At 68.3% G+C, this 15,442-nt stretch carries 19 protein-coding genes; 6 read left to right on the forward strand and 13 right to left on the reverse strand.

The window, feature by feature from the left end; all coding sequences use genetic code 11:
- Positions 1-106 precede the first annotated feature (106 nt).
- Positions 107-322: a hypothetical protein gene (locus tag QMO76_RS16370; protein WP_306362150.1), complete on the forward strand. Its 216-nt coding sequence runs from the start codon at positions 107-109 to the stop codon at positions 320-322.
- 13 nt (positions 323-335) lie between these two features.
- Here the strand turns inward: QMO76_RS16370 and QMO76_RS16375 are convergent, their stop codons facing one another.
- Entirely contained in the window at positions 336-914 is a 579-nt protein-coding gene (locus tag QMO76_RS16375) for a dihydrofolate reductase family protein (protein WP_306362151.1), read from the reverse strand.
- A 390-nt stretch (positions 915-1,304) separates the two neighbouring features.
- Here QMO76_RS16375 and QMO76_RS16380 point away from each other — a divergent pair, with 390 nt between their 5' ends.
- Both QMO76_RS16380 and QMO76_RS16385 read left to right on the forward strand, forming a co-directional pair.
- Positions 1,305-1,613: a hypothetical protein gene (locus QMO76_RS16380; RefSeq protein WP_306362152.1), complete on the forward strand. Its 309-nt coding sequence runs from the start codon at positions 1,305-1,307 to the stop codon at positions 1,611-1,613.
- Positions 1,610-1,810 carry a hypothetical protein gene (locus tag QMO76_RS16385; protein ID WP_306362153.1) on the forward strand — a complete coding sequence of 67 codons (201 nt, stop codon included), beginning with the start codon at positions 1,610-1,612 and terminating at the stop codon, positions 1,808-1,810. Before QMO76_RS16380 ends, QMO76_RS16385 begins: the two co-directional genes overlap by 4 nt.
- Positions 1,811-1,853: 43 nt before the next feature.
- Here the strand turns inward: QMO76_RS16385 and QMO76_RS16390 are convergent, their stop codons facing one another.
- The 4 genes from QMO76_RS16390 to QMO76_RS16405 form a co-directional block, all read right to left on the reverse strand.
- Positions 1,854-2,234, reverse strand: a complete 381-nt coding sequence (locus tag QMO76_RS16390) for a hypothetical protein (protein ID WP_306362154.1) — start codon at positions 2,232-2,234, stop codon at positions 1,854-1,856.
- 239 nt (positions 2,235-2,473) lie between these two features.
- Positions 2,474-2,917, reverse strand: coding sequence for a hypothetical protein (locus QMO76_RS16395; RefSeq protein WP_306362155.1), 444 nt, complete (start codon positions 2,915-2,917; stop codon positions 2,474-2,476).
- Between the two features lie 182 nt (positions 2,918-3,099).
- Entirely contained in the window at positions 3,100-3,282 is a 183-nt protein-coding gene (locus QMO76_RS16400; protein ID WP_306362156.1) for a hypothetical protein, read from the reverse strand.
- 2 nt (positions 3,283-3,284) lie between these two features.
- Positions 3,285-3,578 (reverse strand): hypothetical protein, encoded by a 294-nt coding sequence (locus QMO76_RS16405; RefSeq protein ID WP_306362157.1) that lies wholly within the window; start codon positions 3,576-3,578, stop codon positions 3,285-3,287.
- A gap of 162 nt (positions 3,579-3,740) precedes the next feature.
- Between QMO76_RS16405 and QMO76_RS16410 the strand changes: the two genes are divergently transcribed.
- Complete coding sequence (locus tag QMO76_RS16410; RefSeq protein WP_306362158.1) at positions 3,741-4,631, forward strand: helix-turn-helix transcriptional regulator; 891 nt, start codon at positions 3,741-3,743, stop codon at positions 4,629-4,631.
- Positions 4,628-4,840, forward strand: coding sequence for a DUF397 domain-containing protein (locus tag QMO76_RS16415; RefSeq protein WP_306362159.1), 213 nt, complete (start codon positions 4,628-4,630; stop codon positions 4,838-4,840). The genes QMO76_RS16410 and QMO76_RS16415 overlap by 4 nt, the downstream gene beginning before the upstream one ends.
- Before the next feature lie 3 nt (positions 4,841-4,843).
- Here the strand turns inward: QMO76_RS16415 and QMO76_RS16420 are convergent, their stop codons facing one another.
- Together QMO76_RS16420 and QMO76_RS16425 are read right to left on the reverse strand one after the other, a co-directional pair.
- Positions 4,844-5,818 carry a heme A synthase gene (locus tag QMO76_RS16420; protein ID WP_306362160.1) on the reverse strand — a complete coding sequence of 325 codons (975 nt, stop codon included), beginning with the start codon at positions 5,816-5,818 and terminating at the stop codon, positions 4,844-4,846.
- A gap of 58 nt (positions 5,819-5,876) precedes the next feature.
- Positions 5,877-6,827, reverse strand: coding sequence for a YafY family protein (locus QMO76_RS16425; RefSeq protein ID WP_306362161.1), 951 nt, complete (start codon positions 6,825-6,827; stop codon positions 5,877-5,879).
- Between the two features lie 89 nt (positions 6,828-6,916).
- On the opposite strand from QMO76_RS16425, the gene QMO76_RS16430 reads away from it, so the two are divergent.
- Positions 6,917-7,330 (forward strand): VOC family protein, encoded by a 414-nt coding sequence (locus QMO76_RS16430; protein WP_306362162.1) that lies wholly within the window; start codon positions 6,917-6,919, stop codon positions 7,328-7,330.
- A gap of 19 nt (positions 7,331-7,349) precedes the next feature.
- Here the strand turns inward: QMO76_RS16430 and QMO76_RS16435 are convergent, their stop codons facing one another.
- The 6 genes from QMO76_RS16435 to mptB form a co-directional block, all read right to left on the reverse strand.
- A complete protein-coding gene (locus QMO76_RS16435; RefSeq protein WP_306362163.1) occupies positions 7,350-7,994 on the reverse strand; it encodes a TetR/AcrR family transcriptional regulator in 645 nt (214 codons plus the stop codon).
- Between the two features lie 9 nt (positions 7,995-8,003).
- Complete coding sequence (locus tag QMO76_RS16440) at positions 8,004-9,764, reverse strand: ABC transporter ATP-binding protein (RefSeq protein ID WP_306362164.1); 1,761 nt, start codon at positions 9,762-9,764, stop codon at positions 8,004-8,006.
- The gene (locus tag QMO76_RS16445; RefSeq protein WP_306362165.1) at positions 9,761-11,653 is read right to left on the reverse strand and encodes an ABC transporter ATP-binding protein; all 1,893 of its coding nucleotides are present in this window, start codon (positions 11,651-11,653) and stop codon (positions 9,761-9,763) included. The genes QMO76_RS16440 and QMO76_RS16445 overlap by 4 nt, the downstream gene beginning before the upstream one ends.
- A gap of 150 nt (positions 11,654-11,803) precedes the next feature.
- A complete protein-coding gene (locus QMO76_RS16450) occupies positions 11,804-12,586 on the reverse strand; it encodes an ABC transporter permease (protein WP_306362166.1) in 783 nt (260 codons plus the stop codon).
- Positions 12,583-13,521: an ABC transporter ATP-binding protein gene (locus tag QMO76_RS16455; protein ID WP_372342000.1), complete on the reverse strand. Its 939-nt coding sequence runs from the start codon at positions 13,519-13,521 to the stop codon at positions 12,583-12,585. Before QMO76_RS16455 ends, QMO76_RS16450 begins: the two co-directional genes overlap by 4 nt.
- Positions 13,515-15,197 carry a polyprenol phosphomannose-dependent alpha 1,6 mannosyltransferase MptB gene (gene mptB, locus QMO76_RS16460; protein ID WP_306362168.1) on the reverse strand — a complete coding sequence of 561 codons (1,683 nt, stop codon included), beginning with the start codon at positions 15,195-15,197 and terminating at the stop codon, positions 13,515-13,517. The genes QMO76_RS16455 and mptB overlap by 7 nt, the downstream gene beginning before the upstream one ends.
- Positions 15,198-15,442 lie beyond the last annotated feature (245 nt).

Consider the following 15,442-nt stretch of genomic DNA (forward strand, 5'->3'; position numbering starts at 1 on the left):
GGTTTCGGGTACTCGCGGTGAGGGAGTCGGCGAGGTGGGTGCGGTGCCGGACGGCTCCGGCCGGTGGATCGTCTGCCCGTAGCGCGCTGCTCGATGCCGGGGCGCTATGCGGGCCGATTTCCGCCGGATATGTGGGCCCGCGCCCGCACGGTTCAACAACGCCTACATGGTCGTCTACTTCATCGGCGGCAGCCTCGGGACGGCCTTCGGGGCCGCCGCCGTCGGCTGGCTCGGCTGGGCCGCGACTGTGGCGCTCGCCGCTGCGGCGACCGTGCTGGCCGCCGCCGCGACCGCGAGGTATGGCGATGTGACGGGGACGTAGCGTGCGGACACCCTCACCGCGGGATAGGCCGGTAGACGAGTTCCTGCGTGCGGCCGTCGAGCGTCCGGCTCTCGAGCAGTTCGAGGTCGAAGTCGCCCGCCCCCGCGAGGACGGGGCTGGTCCCGGTCCGTCCGGAGATGACGGGGAAGATGGTCAGCTGGAGGCGGTCGACGAGACCGGCCGCCATCAGTGCCCGGTTCAGCGACAGGCTGGCCTGTGAGCGCAGCGGCACATCCGATTCCTGCTTGAGCCGGGTGACGATCTCCACGGCGTCGCCGCTGACGATCGTCGCGTCCGGCCAGCCGAGCGTGTCGGTCAAGGTGGAGGACACCACGATGGCGGGCATCCGCATGGTCCGGACATTCCACTCGTCGAGCGTGTTGGGGTCGACGCCCGCGGACATGATCTCGGCGGTCTCCCGGAAAGTGGTGGCCCCGAAGACCATCCGCTGCTCGGTGGCGAACAGGGCGGCACGGTGCTTCAGCAGTTCGGGGCCCTGCTTGCCCCAATAGCCGCCCCAGTCGCCGTCCTCGGAATAGGAGCCGTAGCCGTCCAAGGTGGAGAAGACGTCCCAGGTGTAGGTGGCGGTCATGCTGCTCCTCGTGGGTTGGTTTCGTCGGGGTGCGTTGGTGCAGACGGGGGAGTACGGCGAAATTCATCGCTGTCGACCGTGGCGATCCGGTGTACGACAATCCGGAGATGACCTTCGACGACGCCGAACTCGCCTAGCCTCGGTCCGAGGTCGCACTGGGCGTGGATGATCTCGTTTCGCTCGATCCCTTCGTCGCGCGCGGGATTCGCGTGTACGGTCGCGCCGAGCCGCCGGTCGAATGGGTAGGTCACGTTGGCGCGGGGCACTATCCGCGGAACGCACCCAGCCAATTGTGGAGCTGGAATCCGGTGGGTGAGCCGGTGTAGTTGCGGACGTTCTGCCGACCTCGGATCGCCGCGACGTGGCTTGCCGCAGACTTATGATCGGGCCATGGACCGTGACGTGCCGCTGACCAGAAGCGCCTTCCGCAAACTGTATCCGTTCGTCACGCCCCAGCCGCTTCCACAGCTGCCTGACCGAGTGTGGACCGCAAACGAGTGGGACCGCATCCGGAGCGGCTACCGGTCACGGAGCATGGACGAGAAATGGAATATCTTCACCGAAGGCGACATTGTCTTCATGCACCGCAGTTGGACCGGTCATGAGATATACGAGGTGTCGTTCTCCCCGCTGGCCGCGGACGGTCGAAGGATCACCTCGGCTGCTGTTGAGACCGATCCCAAACGGCACCCCGGATGAACGACGATTATGACCGTGTGATGATCGAGATGATTATCCGCAGCGTCGTTCTCGGTGAGCCCGCTCCCGAGCTACGCGTCGCATTCGCCGCCGCTATGGCCCGATCACGCTCGGGCAACACTGCCGTCAACCACCAGGCGACGCAGCACAGCGCATCGAACCGCGATCGAGATCCACCGTTGTTCCGGCAGACCTGATGCTTGCGGCATGCTTCGAAGGTTGCTGCTTATCGTCGCAAGATCAGCCGAGCTGGCTTGCTGAGGTGACGGTCCGGGCACTATCGGCGTCCCAATCGTCCGATGCGTGGAGCCGTCGCAGGGACTCGTGATTGCCGACTATCAGGGAACCGCCGTCGTAGGCGAACCCGTGGCAGTCGATCAGTAGATCGAAAAGTACATGCCAGATCAGTCGGCCGGCAGGCCGCCAGAAGGTCAGTACACCGCTTCCCAAACCGGTGACCTTCGTCCAGGCGTGTTCGACCTCAGGGTCACTGACGTAGACCTCCTCTGCACCAGCCACGTCTACGCCGTGTCGGGCGAATATCTCCTGTACTACCGACTTGTCCAGAACTCCAGGCAGGCCCTGGTCGTCAAGTGCAATCAGGTAGACCTCTTTGGACATCGAACCCTCCGCGGTCGTTTGTTCCAACGATCCTGTCTTGGGGATAGAACGGCTCTCACCGTATCGGTTCGCGGCGGTTTCGGGGGTGGGCTCTCCGCGCCGACCAGGTGCGAGAAATCTGTACGGCATTCGGTATTTCAGTGCGTTCGCCGCCCGGCCGCCGCGAGGTGCTCGCGCGATCGTGCGGGTCGCGGCAGTATTGTCGGATGTCGGCTGGGGCACTTTCCCCGGCCCGATCGCTATCGATTCCACGACTCGCGGGCAACCCCGGCCGTCAACTCGGCAGTACCGAGCATTCTGGCGACCTCCGGTCGCCTGGCGCGGTTGAAGTCGTCGTAGACGACATCCATGGGTGAGACGATATGGTCGTTGCCATCGAGTCCCTTGACCACCAGGACATAGTTCGGGCCACGACTGTCGGTGATCACATCCCACCGGGCATCGTAGAGAACCAGGATCACCTGAGCGATGTAGGCACTCAAGGCCGCGTGCAGCCAGAACCGGCCATCCTCGTCCAATGCGTCGTAGTCCTGCATCGAGACGAAGTGGTCCAAAGGTGCAAGAAAAGACAGCGGATCTTGCTCCAGATCGAGTGCTTCCGCGCCCAGCGCCTCTTGCAGGAATTGGAGATCTTCTCGCCGACTCTGCTCCCAGACCGTGATCTTGTCCGCCCTCTCCGGCACCGAACCCCTCCCCGATCAATCCGCGCCGTCCGAACGGCGTTTGGAGTGTAGCCGACCGACACCGATCAAAGCTCGTCAGAGTTCTGTTACGTGCACAAGAGGGCAGCCACGGTAACTCGATCGGGGCCGGAGTTGTCGTCGGGGTTTTTCCGCCGCGCGCGTCGGTGACGCGGATCGTGCTGTCACCTGGGGCGGAATGGTGGGGGAGCGGGATGGGCCTCGGCGGCGCGACGTGCCGTGGTGCAGGTCGTGGGATCGCAATCGCGGTGCAGGGCTTGGGCTTCGTGGGCGTCGCGGGGGTTCATGGGGCCGGTGTAGTCGCAGGCCGCCAGTTGCAGGGTGCGCGGGGGGATGTATTCGGGCATGGTTATCGGGCCTCGGGGTGGGAGGGGCTGGCGAGGCGGACTCGGACGCCGGGCAGGTAGGAGTTGGGGCGGGTGAAGGTCACCTGGTGGGGATCGGCGGCGGGGCGCATGGAATCGCGGAGGTAGGTTGTGCCGCACCAGAGTTCGATGTGGGTGGGGGTGATGCGGCGGATCTTGCTGTGGGTCAGGACGATTCCGCGCATTGCGGATAATTCGACGACGGGGTGGTCGACCCGCACCCAAGTGGGGAGGGCCGCGATCGCGTGGTGTTCGGATGGTGTGGCGGTGGTGCTCATCGGGCATCTCCGATCGTCGGTTCTGCTGAGTACACACCCGATCCAGCGGTTTTGGAGTATCCACGGCTGGTAATCCGGCAGGATTTACCTGGAACTTCTCGACGGGCCGCCGCGCAGCGGGCCTCTCCATAATTCGCATTGTCCGATAGTGAGGCTAACGAGATGGTGACGGGATCGACGCTCGCCAGGCGAGCTCTGGGACGGGAGATGAAAAGGCTTCGGGAGTCGATCGGCATGAGCCAATCGGCGGCCGGGCGGGTGATCGGGGTGTCGCAGCAGACGATCGGCCGCATGGAGGAGGGCCAGCCCACCAAGGTGTCCGACCTCTACGTGAACACGCTGTGCGACTCGTACCGGGCAACGGATGACGAGCGCGTCATTCTGCTCGGTTTGGCGGGCGAGGTCAGAACGTCGCAGAAGTCGGGTGGTGGCTGGTGGCGCGCGTACGCCGATGAGATGCGGGTCGGGTTCGACCATTACCTGAGCCTGGAAGCCGCGGCGGGCAACCTCGTGTCGTGGAAGGTGACCATAGTGCCCGGGTTGCTGCAGACCGCTGAATACCGACGCGCCGTTGCATGGGCCGAAACTCCTGCCGCTTCAACGGAGAACATCGAACGTCGGGTGGAGATGATGGCACGACGGCAGGCTCGATTGGACGAGGAGTTGACCGTCGACATCATTCTGTGGGAGGCCGTGCTTCGCGACCCGATCGGTGGTCCGGCGGTCATGGCCGGTCAGCTGCGGCGGTTGGTAGATGTCGGCGAGCGGCCGAATATCACGCTGCGCGTAGTGCCTTTCGACGGTGCCCGGCAGCGCGGATTCGGTTCGTTGGTGGGATCATTTGTGCTGCTGGAGTTTCCGAAGCTGCCAGCGACGGGACTGAGCGAACCTCCGGTGGTCTACGTAGAGGAGTGGGCCGGGGATCTCTACCTCGAACGGGAAGCGGAAGTGCGACGCTATCGCGATGCCTTCACCGAGATCGGTCGCGTAGCGTTGAGCCCAGATGCGTCAAGGCAATTCATATCGGCAGTGGCGAAGGAGTACACCGCGTGACGACTGATCTATCCGAAGCCCTGTGGTTCAAGTCGAGCCGGAGCCATTCGACCGGAGAATGCGTGGAGGCCGCGCACCTTCCGCATGGACGCGTCGGCGTGCGTGACTCCAAGCACCCGTCCGGCCCCGCGCTGGTGTTCGGCGGGGCCGCGTGGGACACCTTCACCGCCGCGCTGCGGGCGGGAAGGTTCGACCTGCCCGGGCGGTAGGGATCAGGCCGCGTTGGCGGCGGGTTCGCGGAGGTCGGCGGGGAGGGGCTCGCGGGTGCGCATGGCGGCCCAAAGGGCGGCGGTGGCGGCCACCGAGGCGGCCGCGCCGCCGACGTGCAGGGCAACCAGGGCGGCGGGGACGTCGGTGAGGTACTGGACGACTCCGACCAGGGCCTGGGCGCAGACGATGGCGATGACGACCGTGAGACGCAGGCGGATGGCGCGGGTCATGCCGACCGCCGCCAGGCCGAAGCCGAGACCCACCAGCAGGGCGAGGTAGGCGACCAGCATTTCCGCGTGCAGATGGACCAGCGGGACGATCTCGACTTCCAGGCGTTCGACCGGACGTTCCAGGCTCTTGTCACCCGCGTGCGGACCCGCGCCGGTGACCAGGGTTCCGGCCACCAGGGTGCCGGACATGGCCACGGCACTGAGCGCCGTGAGCACGCGCAGCGGGCGTGGAGCCCGCACGGTGGCGACACCCTCGTCGGGCTCACCGATCTTGGCGTACAGCAGCACCGCGAGCCACACCATGACCATGGACGCCAGCAGATGCACCGCCACCGTCCACCACAGCAGACCGGTCAACACCGTGACGCCGCCGATCACCGCCTGTACGACCGTGCCCGCGGGCATGAGCCACGCGTACACCAGCACCTCGCGCCGCCGCCGCGCGCGCGTCACCGCCAGCACCACCGCACCCGCGAACAGGCACACCACGAAGGTGAGCAGGCGGTTGCCGAACTCGACCGCCTGGTGGATCACCGGCACCTCGGCCACGGTGACCGGCACGAAGCTGCCGGGGAAGCACTGCGGCCAGGTGGGGCAGCCCAGGCCGGACGCGGTGACGCGGACGATGGCTCCGGTGACGGAGATGCCGGCCTGGGAGAGGATCACCGCGAAGGCGATGATGCGCTGCGCCCGCAGGGAGGGCAGCGGGAACAGGTCGGCTAGTCGCTGGAATGCGCGGGAGAGCACGCACCGATGGTAGCGGCAGCGGATTCCGGCCCGGCAACCGGTCTACTACGAATTGTCGTTAAGCGGTGCGGGAGTCGTAGCGGGCGGTGAGTTCGGCACCGATGCGCGCCAGTTCCGCCCGGACCTCCGGCGGGTCGAGCACCTCGATATCGGCACCCCACCCGGCCAGGTGCCGGGCGATGTCCAGGGCGGTGGGCGCACCCACGCGGACGCGGCTGCGCCCGTCGGCCTCGGCCTCGGCCTCGCAGTGCCGCCCGAACTGGTCGCGCAGCACGTACACCAGGCGAGTGTCCACGAGCAGGGTCGCCCGGACCCGGGAGCGGATGCTCTCCATCTCGCCGACCACCTCGTCCCACGCGGCGGTGAGGGTGAAATCGTCGGGGCGCTCGAAGATTTCGTCGGTGGGCTCGGCGGCCACGATGCGGTCCACGCGAAAAGTGCGCTGCCCCTTCGCGGTTCCGGCAATGAGATACCAGGTGTCGTCCTTGTCGACCAGGCCCCACGGGTCGACCGTGCGCTCCGAATGCCGTCCGGTGGCGCTCGCGTAGATGAGCCGCACCCGGCGGCGGCACACCACCGAGGTTTGCAGCCGGCCCACCAGCTCCGGGCGCTGCCGGACCGGTGCACCCCAGCGCGCGGAGTCGATGAGGGTGGCATCGGCGGCGGCCTGCGCCTCCGTGCGGAAGGTCTGGGGGAGTGCCCGAACCAGTTTGCGCAGTGCGGCTTTCGCCTCGCCGGAGACCGCGGCGGCCGGACCGACCAGCAGGAACAGCGCCTGCGCCTCGGTGGCCGACAGGCCGCTGAGATCGGTGCGCGCACCACCCAGCAGCGACCATCCGCCGCCGCGCCCGGCCTGCGGATACACGGGGATGCCCGCGGTGGAGAGGGCTTCCAGATCGCGGCGGGCCGTGGCCACCGACACCTCCAGCTCCTCGGCCAGTTCGGCGGCGGTCACCCGGCCCCGCGCTTGCATGAGCAGCAGGGCGGCGACGAGACGATCGGCACGCATGTCTTCAGATTCCCAGAAAAAGTGCTCAATCGGTGAGCACTTTGCGGCGCAGACTTGATCACATCACCACCGAGAGAAGGAATAACCCCATGTTGCGCGGACTCACCACCGTCAATCACTTCGCCGCCGACGTCCCGGCCGCCGTGCGCTGGTACACCGAGGTCTTCGGCGTGGAGCCGTACTTCGAGAAGGACTTCGCCGGGCAGCTGGCCTACGTCGAGTTCCGCATCGGCGACTACCAGCACGAATTCGGCATCCTCGACAGCCGATACGCGCCGCACCCGATGGCGGAGACGCCCGCGGGCACCATGACCTACTGGGCCGTGGACGATGTGCGGGCCGCCTTCGCACGGCTGCTCGCCCTCGGCGCGACCGAACACGCCGCGCCCACCGAGCACGGCACCGGATTCGTCACCGCCTCGGTGATCGACCCGTTCGGCAATGTGCTCGGCGTGATGTTCAACCAGCACTACCTGGATATGCTGAAAGAGCTGCGGGCGTAGCGGTTTCGATGGGCGGCGCTCATATCTCCGGCCAGTGCCGCTCCAGTCCGTTGATGATGAAGTCCACCTTGACATCGGTCATCCCGCGGTCCTGCCACGAGTCCCGGGGGCGGAGCGCGGTCGGGTCCGCACCCAGCGCGCTGCGGACCCGGTCGAGCCCGGTCGCCCCGCTGGAGTCGGTGGCACGCATGGACACCACGCCGAGGTGACAGACGAAGACGGTGTCGCCGATGAAGTCCAGCGCGAACATGGCCTGACCCGGCGTCTTGCCGTGCGCGGTGATACTCGCCGCGTACTCGTCGAGAATGTGCGCGATCCGGGTGAACGCGGGCGCGAAGGAGTACACCACGTGGTCGAGCCCGGGATATTCCTCGCACACCCGCCAGCACTCGTCCGCCCACAGGTGCAGGGTGTCGCGCCAGTCGGCGCCCGGAGCGGGGCGCCGCACGGTCGCGGCGATGGTGTCGAGGCAGGCGACGACAATGTCGTCGCGGGACGGGAACACCCGGTAGATCGCGGTGGTGACGACGCCGATCCGATCGGCGACGGCGGCCAGGGTGAACGTGTCGATGCCCAGGTCCATCGCCGCCCGGACGACGTCGTCCGCGGTGAAGGCGGGTTTGCGGCCGACCTTCTTGCCTACCGCCCATCCGGAAACACTCATGCGGATAGGCTAATGGTTCGTCAGCTGCCACCCTCGCGTGCTGTGCAGATGCTGCCAGAAGCGGGCGTAGGTGCCGTTCTCCGCCAGCAGTTCGGTATGCGTCCCCTGGGCCGCGACCGTGCCGTCGGCATCGAGTTGGATGATCCGATCCGCCCCGGCGATGGTGTCCAGCCGGTGCGCGATCACGATGACCGTGGCCTGCTCGCGCAGGGCGTCGATGGCCGCGACGATCCGGGCCTCGTTCTCCACGTCGAGAGCCGACGTCGCCTCGTCGAGCAGCACGATGGGCGCCCGCTTGAGCAGCGCCCGCGCGATCGCCACCCGCTGGCGTTCACCGCCGGAGAGCGCCCGCCCGCCCTCGCCGACCCGGGTGTCCCAGCCGTCGGGCAGGCGTTCGGCGATCTCGGTGACACCGGCGAGGTCCGCGGCCTGCCGGATCTCCGCCGCGGTCGCGTCGTCACGGCCCACCGCGACATTGGCGACGAGGGTGTCGTCGAACAGGTAGACGTCCTGGAAAACCATCGACAGTTGACCCATCAACTGCGTACCGGTCTGCTCGGTGACGGGAACCCCGCCGACCGCGACGGTGCCCGCGTCCACGTCGTAGAACCGGCTGATGAGACGCGCGATGGTGGTCTTGCCGCTGCCCGACGGGCCTACCAGCGCCACCATGGATCCGGCGGGCACGGTGAAGGACACGTCCCGCAGCACCGGATCCGCGCCGGCGGCGTATCGGAACGTGACGCCGTCCAGCGCCACGGTGCCGGGGGCGGGAAGCGGGCTCGGGGTGGCCGGTTCCGGCAGCGGCTCGGCGGTGAGCACCTCGTCCAGCGCGTCCAGCAGCGGACGGCGCGACTCGAGCGATACGGCGTTCTCGGTGATGGCCGACAGCGTCGAGGAGAACCGCAGTGCCAGCCCGACGAAGGCAAGCGCCGGAATCGGTTCCAGCGTGCCGCTGACCGCCAGCGATCCGGTCGCGCTGATCAGCGCGACGACCACACCCTGGGTGACCATGCCGCCGAGCAGCAGTCCCGCGGATTCGAGCCAGAGACCGCGAGTCTTGGTGGCGTACGCGCGTTCCAGCGATGCCGACAGCGGCGGGAAGTCCGCACTGCGGCCGCAGGAGCGCAGCGCACCCTGGCACTGGGCGTACTCCACGATCCGATCGGCCAGCACGACCTCGGCCGGCTCGTGGATGCGACGGCCCCGGCGCATCAGATCGGTGGACAGCAGCGTGATCACGACGAAGACCGGCACCGCCACGGTAAGGATCAGGCCGAGCAGCGGATTCCAGAGCCAGGCGGCGACGACCACCACCATCGTCGCGGTGATCCGGCTGACCAGCGGCCCGAACATGTGCGCGAAGATCTCACCCGCCGACATCAGCTCGGTGGAGACCATGCGGGACAGCCGGCCGGCCACCGGCCGGGCGAACCAGCCCAGCGGCTGCTTGGCCACCTGATCACCCACCAGCCGGTGGATGCTGATCAGGAAGTCGAGGGCGACGGCGTAGTTCTTGCGGCTCTGCACGTAATTCACCGCGAAGCTGGCCGTCGCCAGCCCGGCGAGCAGCCACAGCCATCCGGCCAGGTCCATACCCCAGACGGGAGCGTCCTCGGCCAGGGCGCTGATGGTCGGCAGCAGCGCGGCGAGGGCCAGCCCCTCGACGAGTCCCGCGCCGACATTGATGGCGAGGGCCGGACGCATCGCCTCCGGACGCGAGATCATCCGGCTCATCCGGGGCACGATATCGATCAGCGGCAGCGTCACGGCCGGTCTCCTTCGGTCGCACCGGCGGTCAGCTGGATGCCGGTGTTGCGCTCGGCTCCGGTGGATCGCCACAACCGCGCGTACGCGGGTTCGGTGCGCAGTTCGTCATGGGTTCCGATCGCGGTGATACGGCCGGAGTCGATGAGGATGATCTGGTCGACACCCGTGATCACCTCGGGGCGGTGCGCGATGAGCAGCACGGTCCGGCCGCGGGCCAGCACCGACAGCGCCTGCTGGATCTCGTGCTGGGACTCGGGATCGGTCAGCGCGGTGGCCTCGTCCAGAACGAGTACGGGGGCGTCGACGAGCAGTGCCCGGGCGATCGAGACGCGTTGCGCCTGCCCGCCGGACAATGTGGTGTCCTGGCCGTAGACGGTGTCGAATCCGCGTGGCAGCGCCTCGATCTCGTCGAGGATCTGGGCGGCGCGGGCGGCCTCCCTGATCTCGGCGTCGGTGGCGTCGGGACGGCCGAGGGCGATGTTGTCCCGGATGCTGATCCGCAGCAGCTGCGGATCCTGCAGGACGAAACCCACCTGCGAGTAGAGATCCGCGATCCGCGAGACGGGGACGCCGCCGATGCTGATGGTGCCCGATCGTGGATCGTCGAATCGGGCCAGCAGGGTGGCGATCGTCGACTTGCCCGAACCCGACGGCCCGACGAGGGCGGTCACCGTCCCCTGCCGCAGCGTGAAGCTGACGTCCTCGATGGCCAGCGCGGAATCGGCGGCGGAGCCGTAGGAGTAGCTGACGCGGTCGAAGGTCACGTCATGGGTCCGCGGACGCTCGGCCTCGCCGTCACCGTCCGGCAGCACCGGGGTGTCCAGCAGTTCGACGAGCCGCAGCGCCGCACCGCCGGCCAGCTGCTGCGACCACATCGAGTTCATCAGCACCTCGAGCGCGTAGGGGATGAGCAGCGCGATCAGTGCCGTGGCGAGCACATCGGCCGCCGTCACCGACCCGCGATGGACCAGCCAGGAGCCGCCCCCGATGGTGACCAGCAGCACCAGCGGCACGGCGAGGAAGGAGGTGCCCAGAGCGGAGACCCGGATGAGCGGTTTGACCCAGTCGGAGTAGAAGTTGTAGAAGTCGTCGGCGGCCTCCCGGTAGCTGCGGTGCGCCCGCCCGACCCGGCCGAACGCCTTGACCACCGCGATCCCGGTGACGAACTCGACCATCCGGGCCGAAACGCTCGACAGCCGCCGATCCATCTCCACGGTCTTCTCGCCCATGCCGATCAGCGGCAGCGCCATGGCCACGACGTAGCAGGGCAGCGTCGCGATCGACAGCAGCCCCAACCGCCAGTCGATGACGAATGCGTAGACCATCAGCGCGAGCGGCATCACGATCGCGTTCGTGCCGTCGACGGGTTTGTGCGCGATGAGCTGGTGAACCGTGCCGATCTCGTCCTGCAGCGCCTTGCGCACCCGTCCCGAGTTCGTGGAGGTGAACCAGCCCAGCGGAACCCGTGCGAACCGCTGGACCATGCGCAGCCGGATCAGGTGCCCGAACCGGGCATCGGCGAGATGGGTGACGCACAGGGCCACGAAGTAGATCGCCAGCCGGAGCGCGAACGCGCCGACCAGGATGCGCAGCCAGCGGTCGACCTCGGCCCCGTCGACGGCCACGCCCGAGGTGTGGGCGTCGAGCAGCACCTCACCGACGCGGACCAGCGCGATGTACGGGACGACCGCGAGCACTCCGGACACCACCGCCAGCAGCCTGCCGATGGTCAGCTGGGTCGAGACCGGCGCGAGCAGCTCGCGCAGCGCCCGTGCGCCCGCCTTCTGCTGTTCCTTCGTGTTCGTGGTTCGCCGTGCGTCCTCGGCGTCCGGTGGGGGATCGCTGCGAGGTTTCTCCGTCGTGGCGGCCGAGGAAGGCACTGCGGTCATGACACTCCTGGATCGGACCCGGCTCGGCACCCCCGTGTGCCGACGGAAGCAGCGCCGACGACAAGTTAGGCATGCCATACCTGTTTATGAATGAGGTTCACAATAAGGGCGAGCAGGCAGCCGCACAAGAGCGTCGAATGTCGCGACGAGTCAGTCGAAGCGGAAGAACTTGGTGGCGAGCCAACCGCTCACGCCACCCCAGACGGCGAGGACGCCGACTCCGTACCAGTCGATCCCGCCCGCCAGGGCACGCGTCAGGGACTCCGACAGCGCGCCGGAGGGCACCGTGCGCGCCAGCAGGCTCACCGCCGACGGCAGATCGTCGGACATGAGCACCAGGCTCGCGATGCCCAGCATGACGAACCAGAGGATATTGGCCAGGGCCAGCACGATCTCGGCCTTGAGGGTGCCACCGAGCAGCAGCCCCAGGGCCCCGAAGGTCGCCGTGCCGAGTCCGATGACGAGCGCACCCAACAGCAGCCCGAGCGGGGTGGGCCGCCAGCCCAGCGCGGCACCGATGGCCCCCAACAGGATCGACTGCAACACCACCACGATGAGCACCGCCGCGCACTTGCCCGCCACGATTCCCCAGCGCGGCAACGGCGTCGCGCCGAGCCGTTTCAACGCGCCGTAGCGCCGGTCGAAGCCGACGGCGATGGCCTGCCCGGTGAAGGCGGTGGACATGACCGCCACCATCATGACGGCGGGCACCACCCGGTCCACCCGGGTGTCGCCGAGACCGTTCAGCGGCAACAGCGTCAAGCCGATCAGCAGGGTGATCGGAATGAACATGGTCAGCAGCAGCTGTTCGCCGTTGCGCAGCAACAGGATCAGCTCCAGCCGCGTCTGCGCCGCCAGCATGGCGGCCCGGGTGGTGGGCCGCGGAGCGGGCGCGAAGGTCCCGGGCGCGAAGCGATTGGCGGTGTCGATCATCCGCGTAGGTCCCGTCCGGTGAGTTCGAGGAATACGTCTTCCAGGCGGCGCTGGTCGATCCGGATATCGGTGGGCAGCACGTCGATACGGGCGCACCAGGCGGTCAGGGTGGCCAGCACCTGCGGGGTGATGTCGCCCTGGAGCAGGTAGGAGCCGGGGGACATCTCGCGCGGGGAGAAGCCTTCGGGCAGGGCGGTTTCCAGCAGACGCAGGTCGAGATTCGGTGGGGCGGTGAAGCACAGGCGGCCCTCGGCCCCGTGCGAGGTGACCTCGCTGGGGGTGCCCTGGGCGACGATGCGGCCGTGGTCGATGATGACCAGTTGATCGGCGAGTTGCTCGGCCTCGTCCATGAGATGGGTGGTGAGCAGCACGCTCACCCCGTCCCGGCGCAGCGCGTCGATGAGCTCCCACACCAGATGCCGCGCCTGCGCGTCCAATCCGGCGGTGGGTTCGTCGAGGAAGACGATCTCGGGACGCCCGACCAGCGCGCACGCCAGCGAAAGCCGTTGCTGCTGACCGCCGGACAGCCGCCGGTAGGGGGTGCGCCGCGCGTCCCGGAGGCCGAGAGTGCACAGCAGCCAGTCGGGATCGAGCGGATCGGCGGAATAGGAGGCCACCAGGTCGAGCATCTCCCCGGCCCGCGAACCCGGATACGCGCCGCCGCCCTGGAGCATGACGCCGATGCGCGGACGCAGCCGGTCGGAATCGGCGATGGGATCCAGGCCCAGCACCCGCACCCGCCCGGCGTCGGGGACGACGAAGCCCTCGCACATCTCGGTGGTCGTGGTCTTGCCCGCGCCGTTGGGGCCGAGCAGCGCCAGCACCTGCGCCCGTTCGAGCTCGAAGCTGATGCCGTCGACCGCGGTGGTGTCGCCGTAGCGCTTCACGACGCCGTCGACGCGCACGGCGGGTCCGGAGGGGGCTGCGGTCACGATCTGACACCGTATGCCGTGGCCTCCTGTGACGGAGCCGACACCCCCGGCTGATTGCGCCACGGCAGCATGTTTCGGGTGAGGAAGATGAACGTCAGACCCACGATGACGGTGGCGATGGCGGACTGCACGATCTGGAAGACATAGAAGTCCGCGCCGCGCGGCATGACCAGCAGGCTCACCACGACGGAGAGGCCGATGGCGGGTACCCGGAAGGCCGGTCGGTTCGCCCAGGCGGCCAGCGGCACGATGGCCCACAGCAGATACCAGGGCTGCACCACCGGGAACAGCAGCACCAGCGCGCCGAGGGACACGCCCAGCGCGCCGACCGCGTGCAGGCGGCCGGTCCAGGCCGCGAACAGCATGCGCACGATCACGACGGCCGCCAGCGTGGCGGCGATGGGGCGGGTGATGCTCAGTACCGCGGTGGTGTGATCGCCCAACCCGAGCAGGACGCCGCCGAAACCGGTGGCGATGCCGATGGCGGTCGGCAGCGACAGGTAACTGCGCACGGCGCTGGCGGTGTTCAGCGTGTACAGCCAGCCGAAGCCGAGACCGCTGGCCGTGGTGACGAACAGAACGGTCACACCGGCGACCAGACCGAGTATCAGCCCGATCCTGACGACCATCCGGAATCCGCCGCCCAGCCTCCTGGCCAGCGCCATGCCCACGAATCCCAGCGCCAGCAGTGAGACGATCTTGATCGTGGACGACAGCGCGATCAGGCCCGCACCGCCCAGCAGTATCGCCCACGCGCGCTGATCGAACGGGTACGCGTCCTCGATGGCGCGCAGGCAGATCTCCAGACCGGCCAGCATGAGCCCGAGCATGAGCGCGTCATTGTGCACGCCGCCGACCAGATGCAGCAGGACGAGCGGATTGGCCGCACCCAACCAGAGCGCGCTCACCGCCGCGACCCCGCAGCGGCGGGCCAGCCGCGGCAGCGCCCATACGATCAACGCCAGCGCCCCGAGCACCAGCAGCCGATGCAGCCACACCCCGGCGATAATGTTGTCCCCGGTGACGACGGCGATCCCCTTGCCCATCCACAGGAACAGCGGCCCGTACGGCGCGGGCGTCTCCCGCCAGATATTCGGGACATTGTTGGTGAGCACATTGTTGAGCCCGAGCCCGTCGGCCGGGCCCACCTCGTAGGGATCCAGCCCCCGCACCGCGATCTCGCTCTGCGCCAGATACGAGTACACGTCATTGCTGAACATGGGCGGGGCGACGCTGAGCGGGATGATCCACAGCAGCAGCGTGCGATCCATCTGCGAGCGGCTGAGCCGATGGCGCGGGTTGCCGCCCCAGCCGCCGATGGCGAAGCGGCCGAGCAGCAGCCACGCCATCACCACCAGCACCGTGCCGATCATGCACATGGCCAGGGTGGAGGTGTGCGCGCGAGCGAAGAAGCCGATGATGCGCAGCCCGGAGGTGGGGTTCTGGCGCACCGGCTGCGCGCCCACCCCCAGCGCCGAAATAGCCATGATGACCGCGCCGGTGGCGCCGAGCAGCCGGATGCGGGCCAGTTGCAGCGTCTCCCGCTTGTCCAGGCCCGGCACATCGCTCTCGACGGAGTGCAGGGCGGCGGCGGTGTGATCCGACGGCGGGACGTCCAGGCCCAGCGCCCGGCGTCCCCACTCGATGATCCTGCGCCGCGCGCTTTCCGATACCGCCACGATCGGTAGCCTAATTCGCCGTGCCGCCGAGCACCGCCACGGGCATATTCGCGCCGTGCCCGGCGGTGTGGCGGGCGAACCGGCCGCGGTCCCGTCGAATCGGTTCACACCCGCCGAACACCGGGTGAATTCCCAGATCAGGAAGCGCCGGTCGAACCGTTGGCACGCGGGCCCGCCGAGCTGCGGTGCCGGGGACGCGGGGTCGGGATTTCCGCGATTCCGTGCGGGCACGCGACGACCCGCGG

The organism is Nocardia sp. CC227C (genome assembly GCF_030767025.1).
GTDB lineage: Bacteria > Actinomycetota > Actinomycetes > Mycobacteriales > Mycobacteriaceae > Nocardia.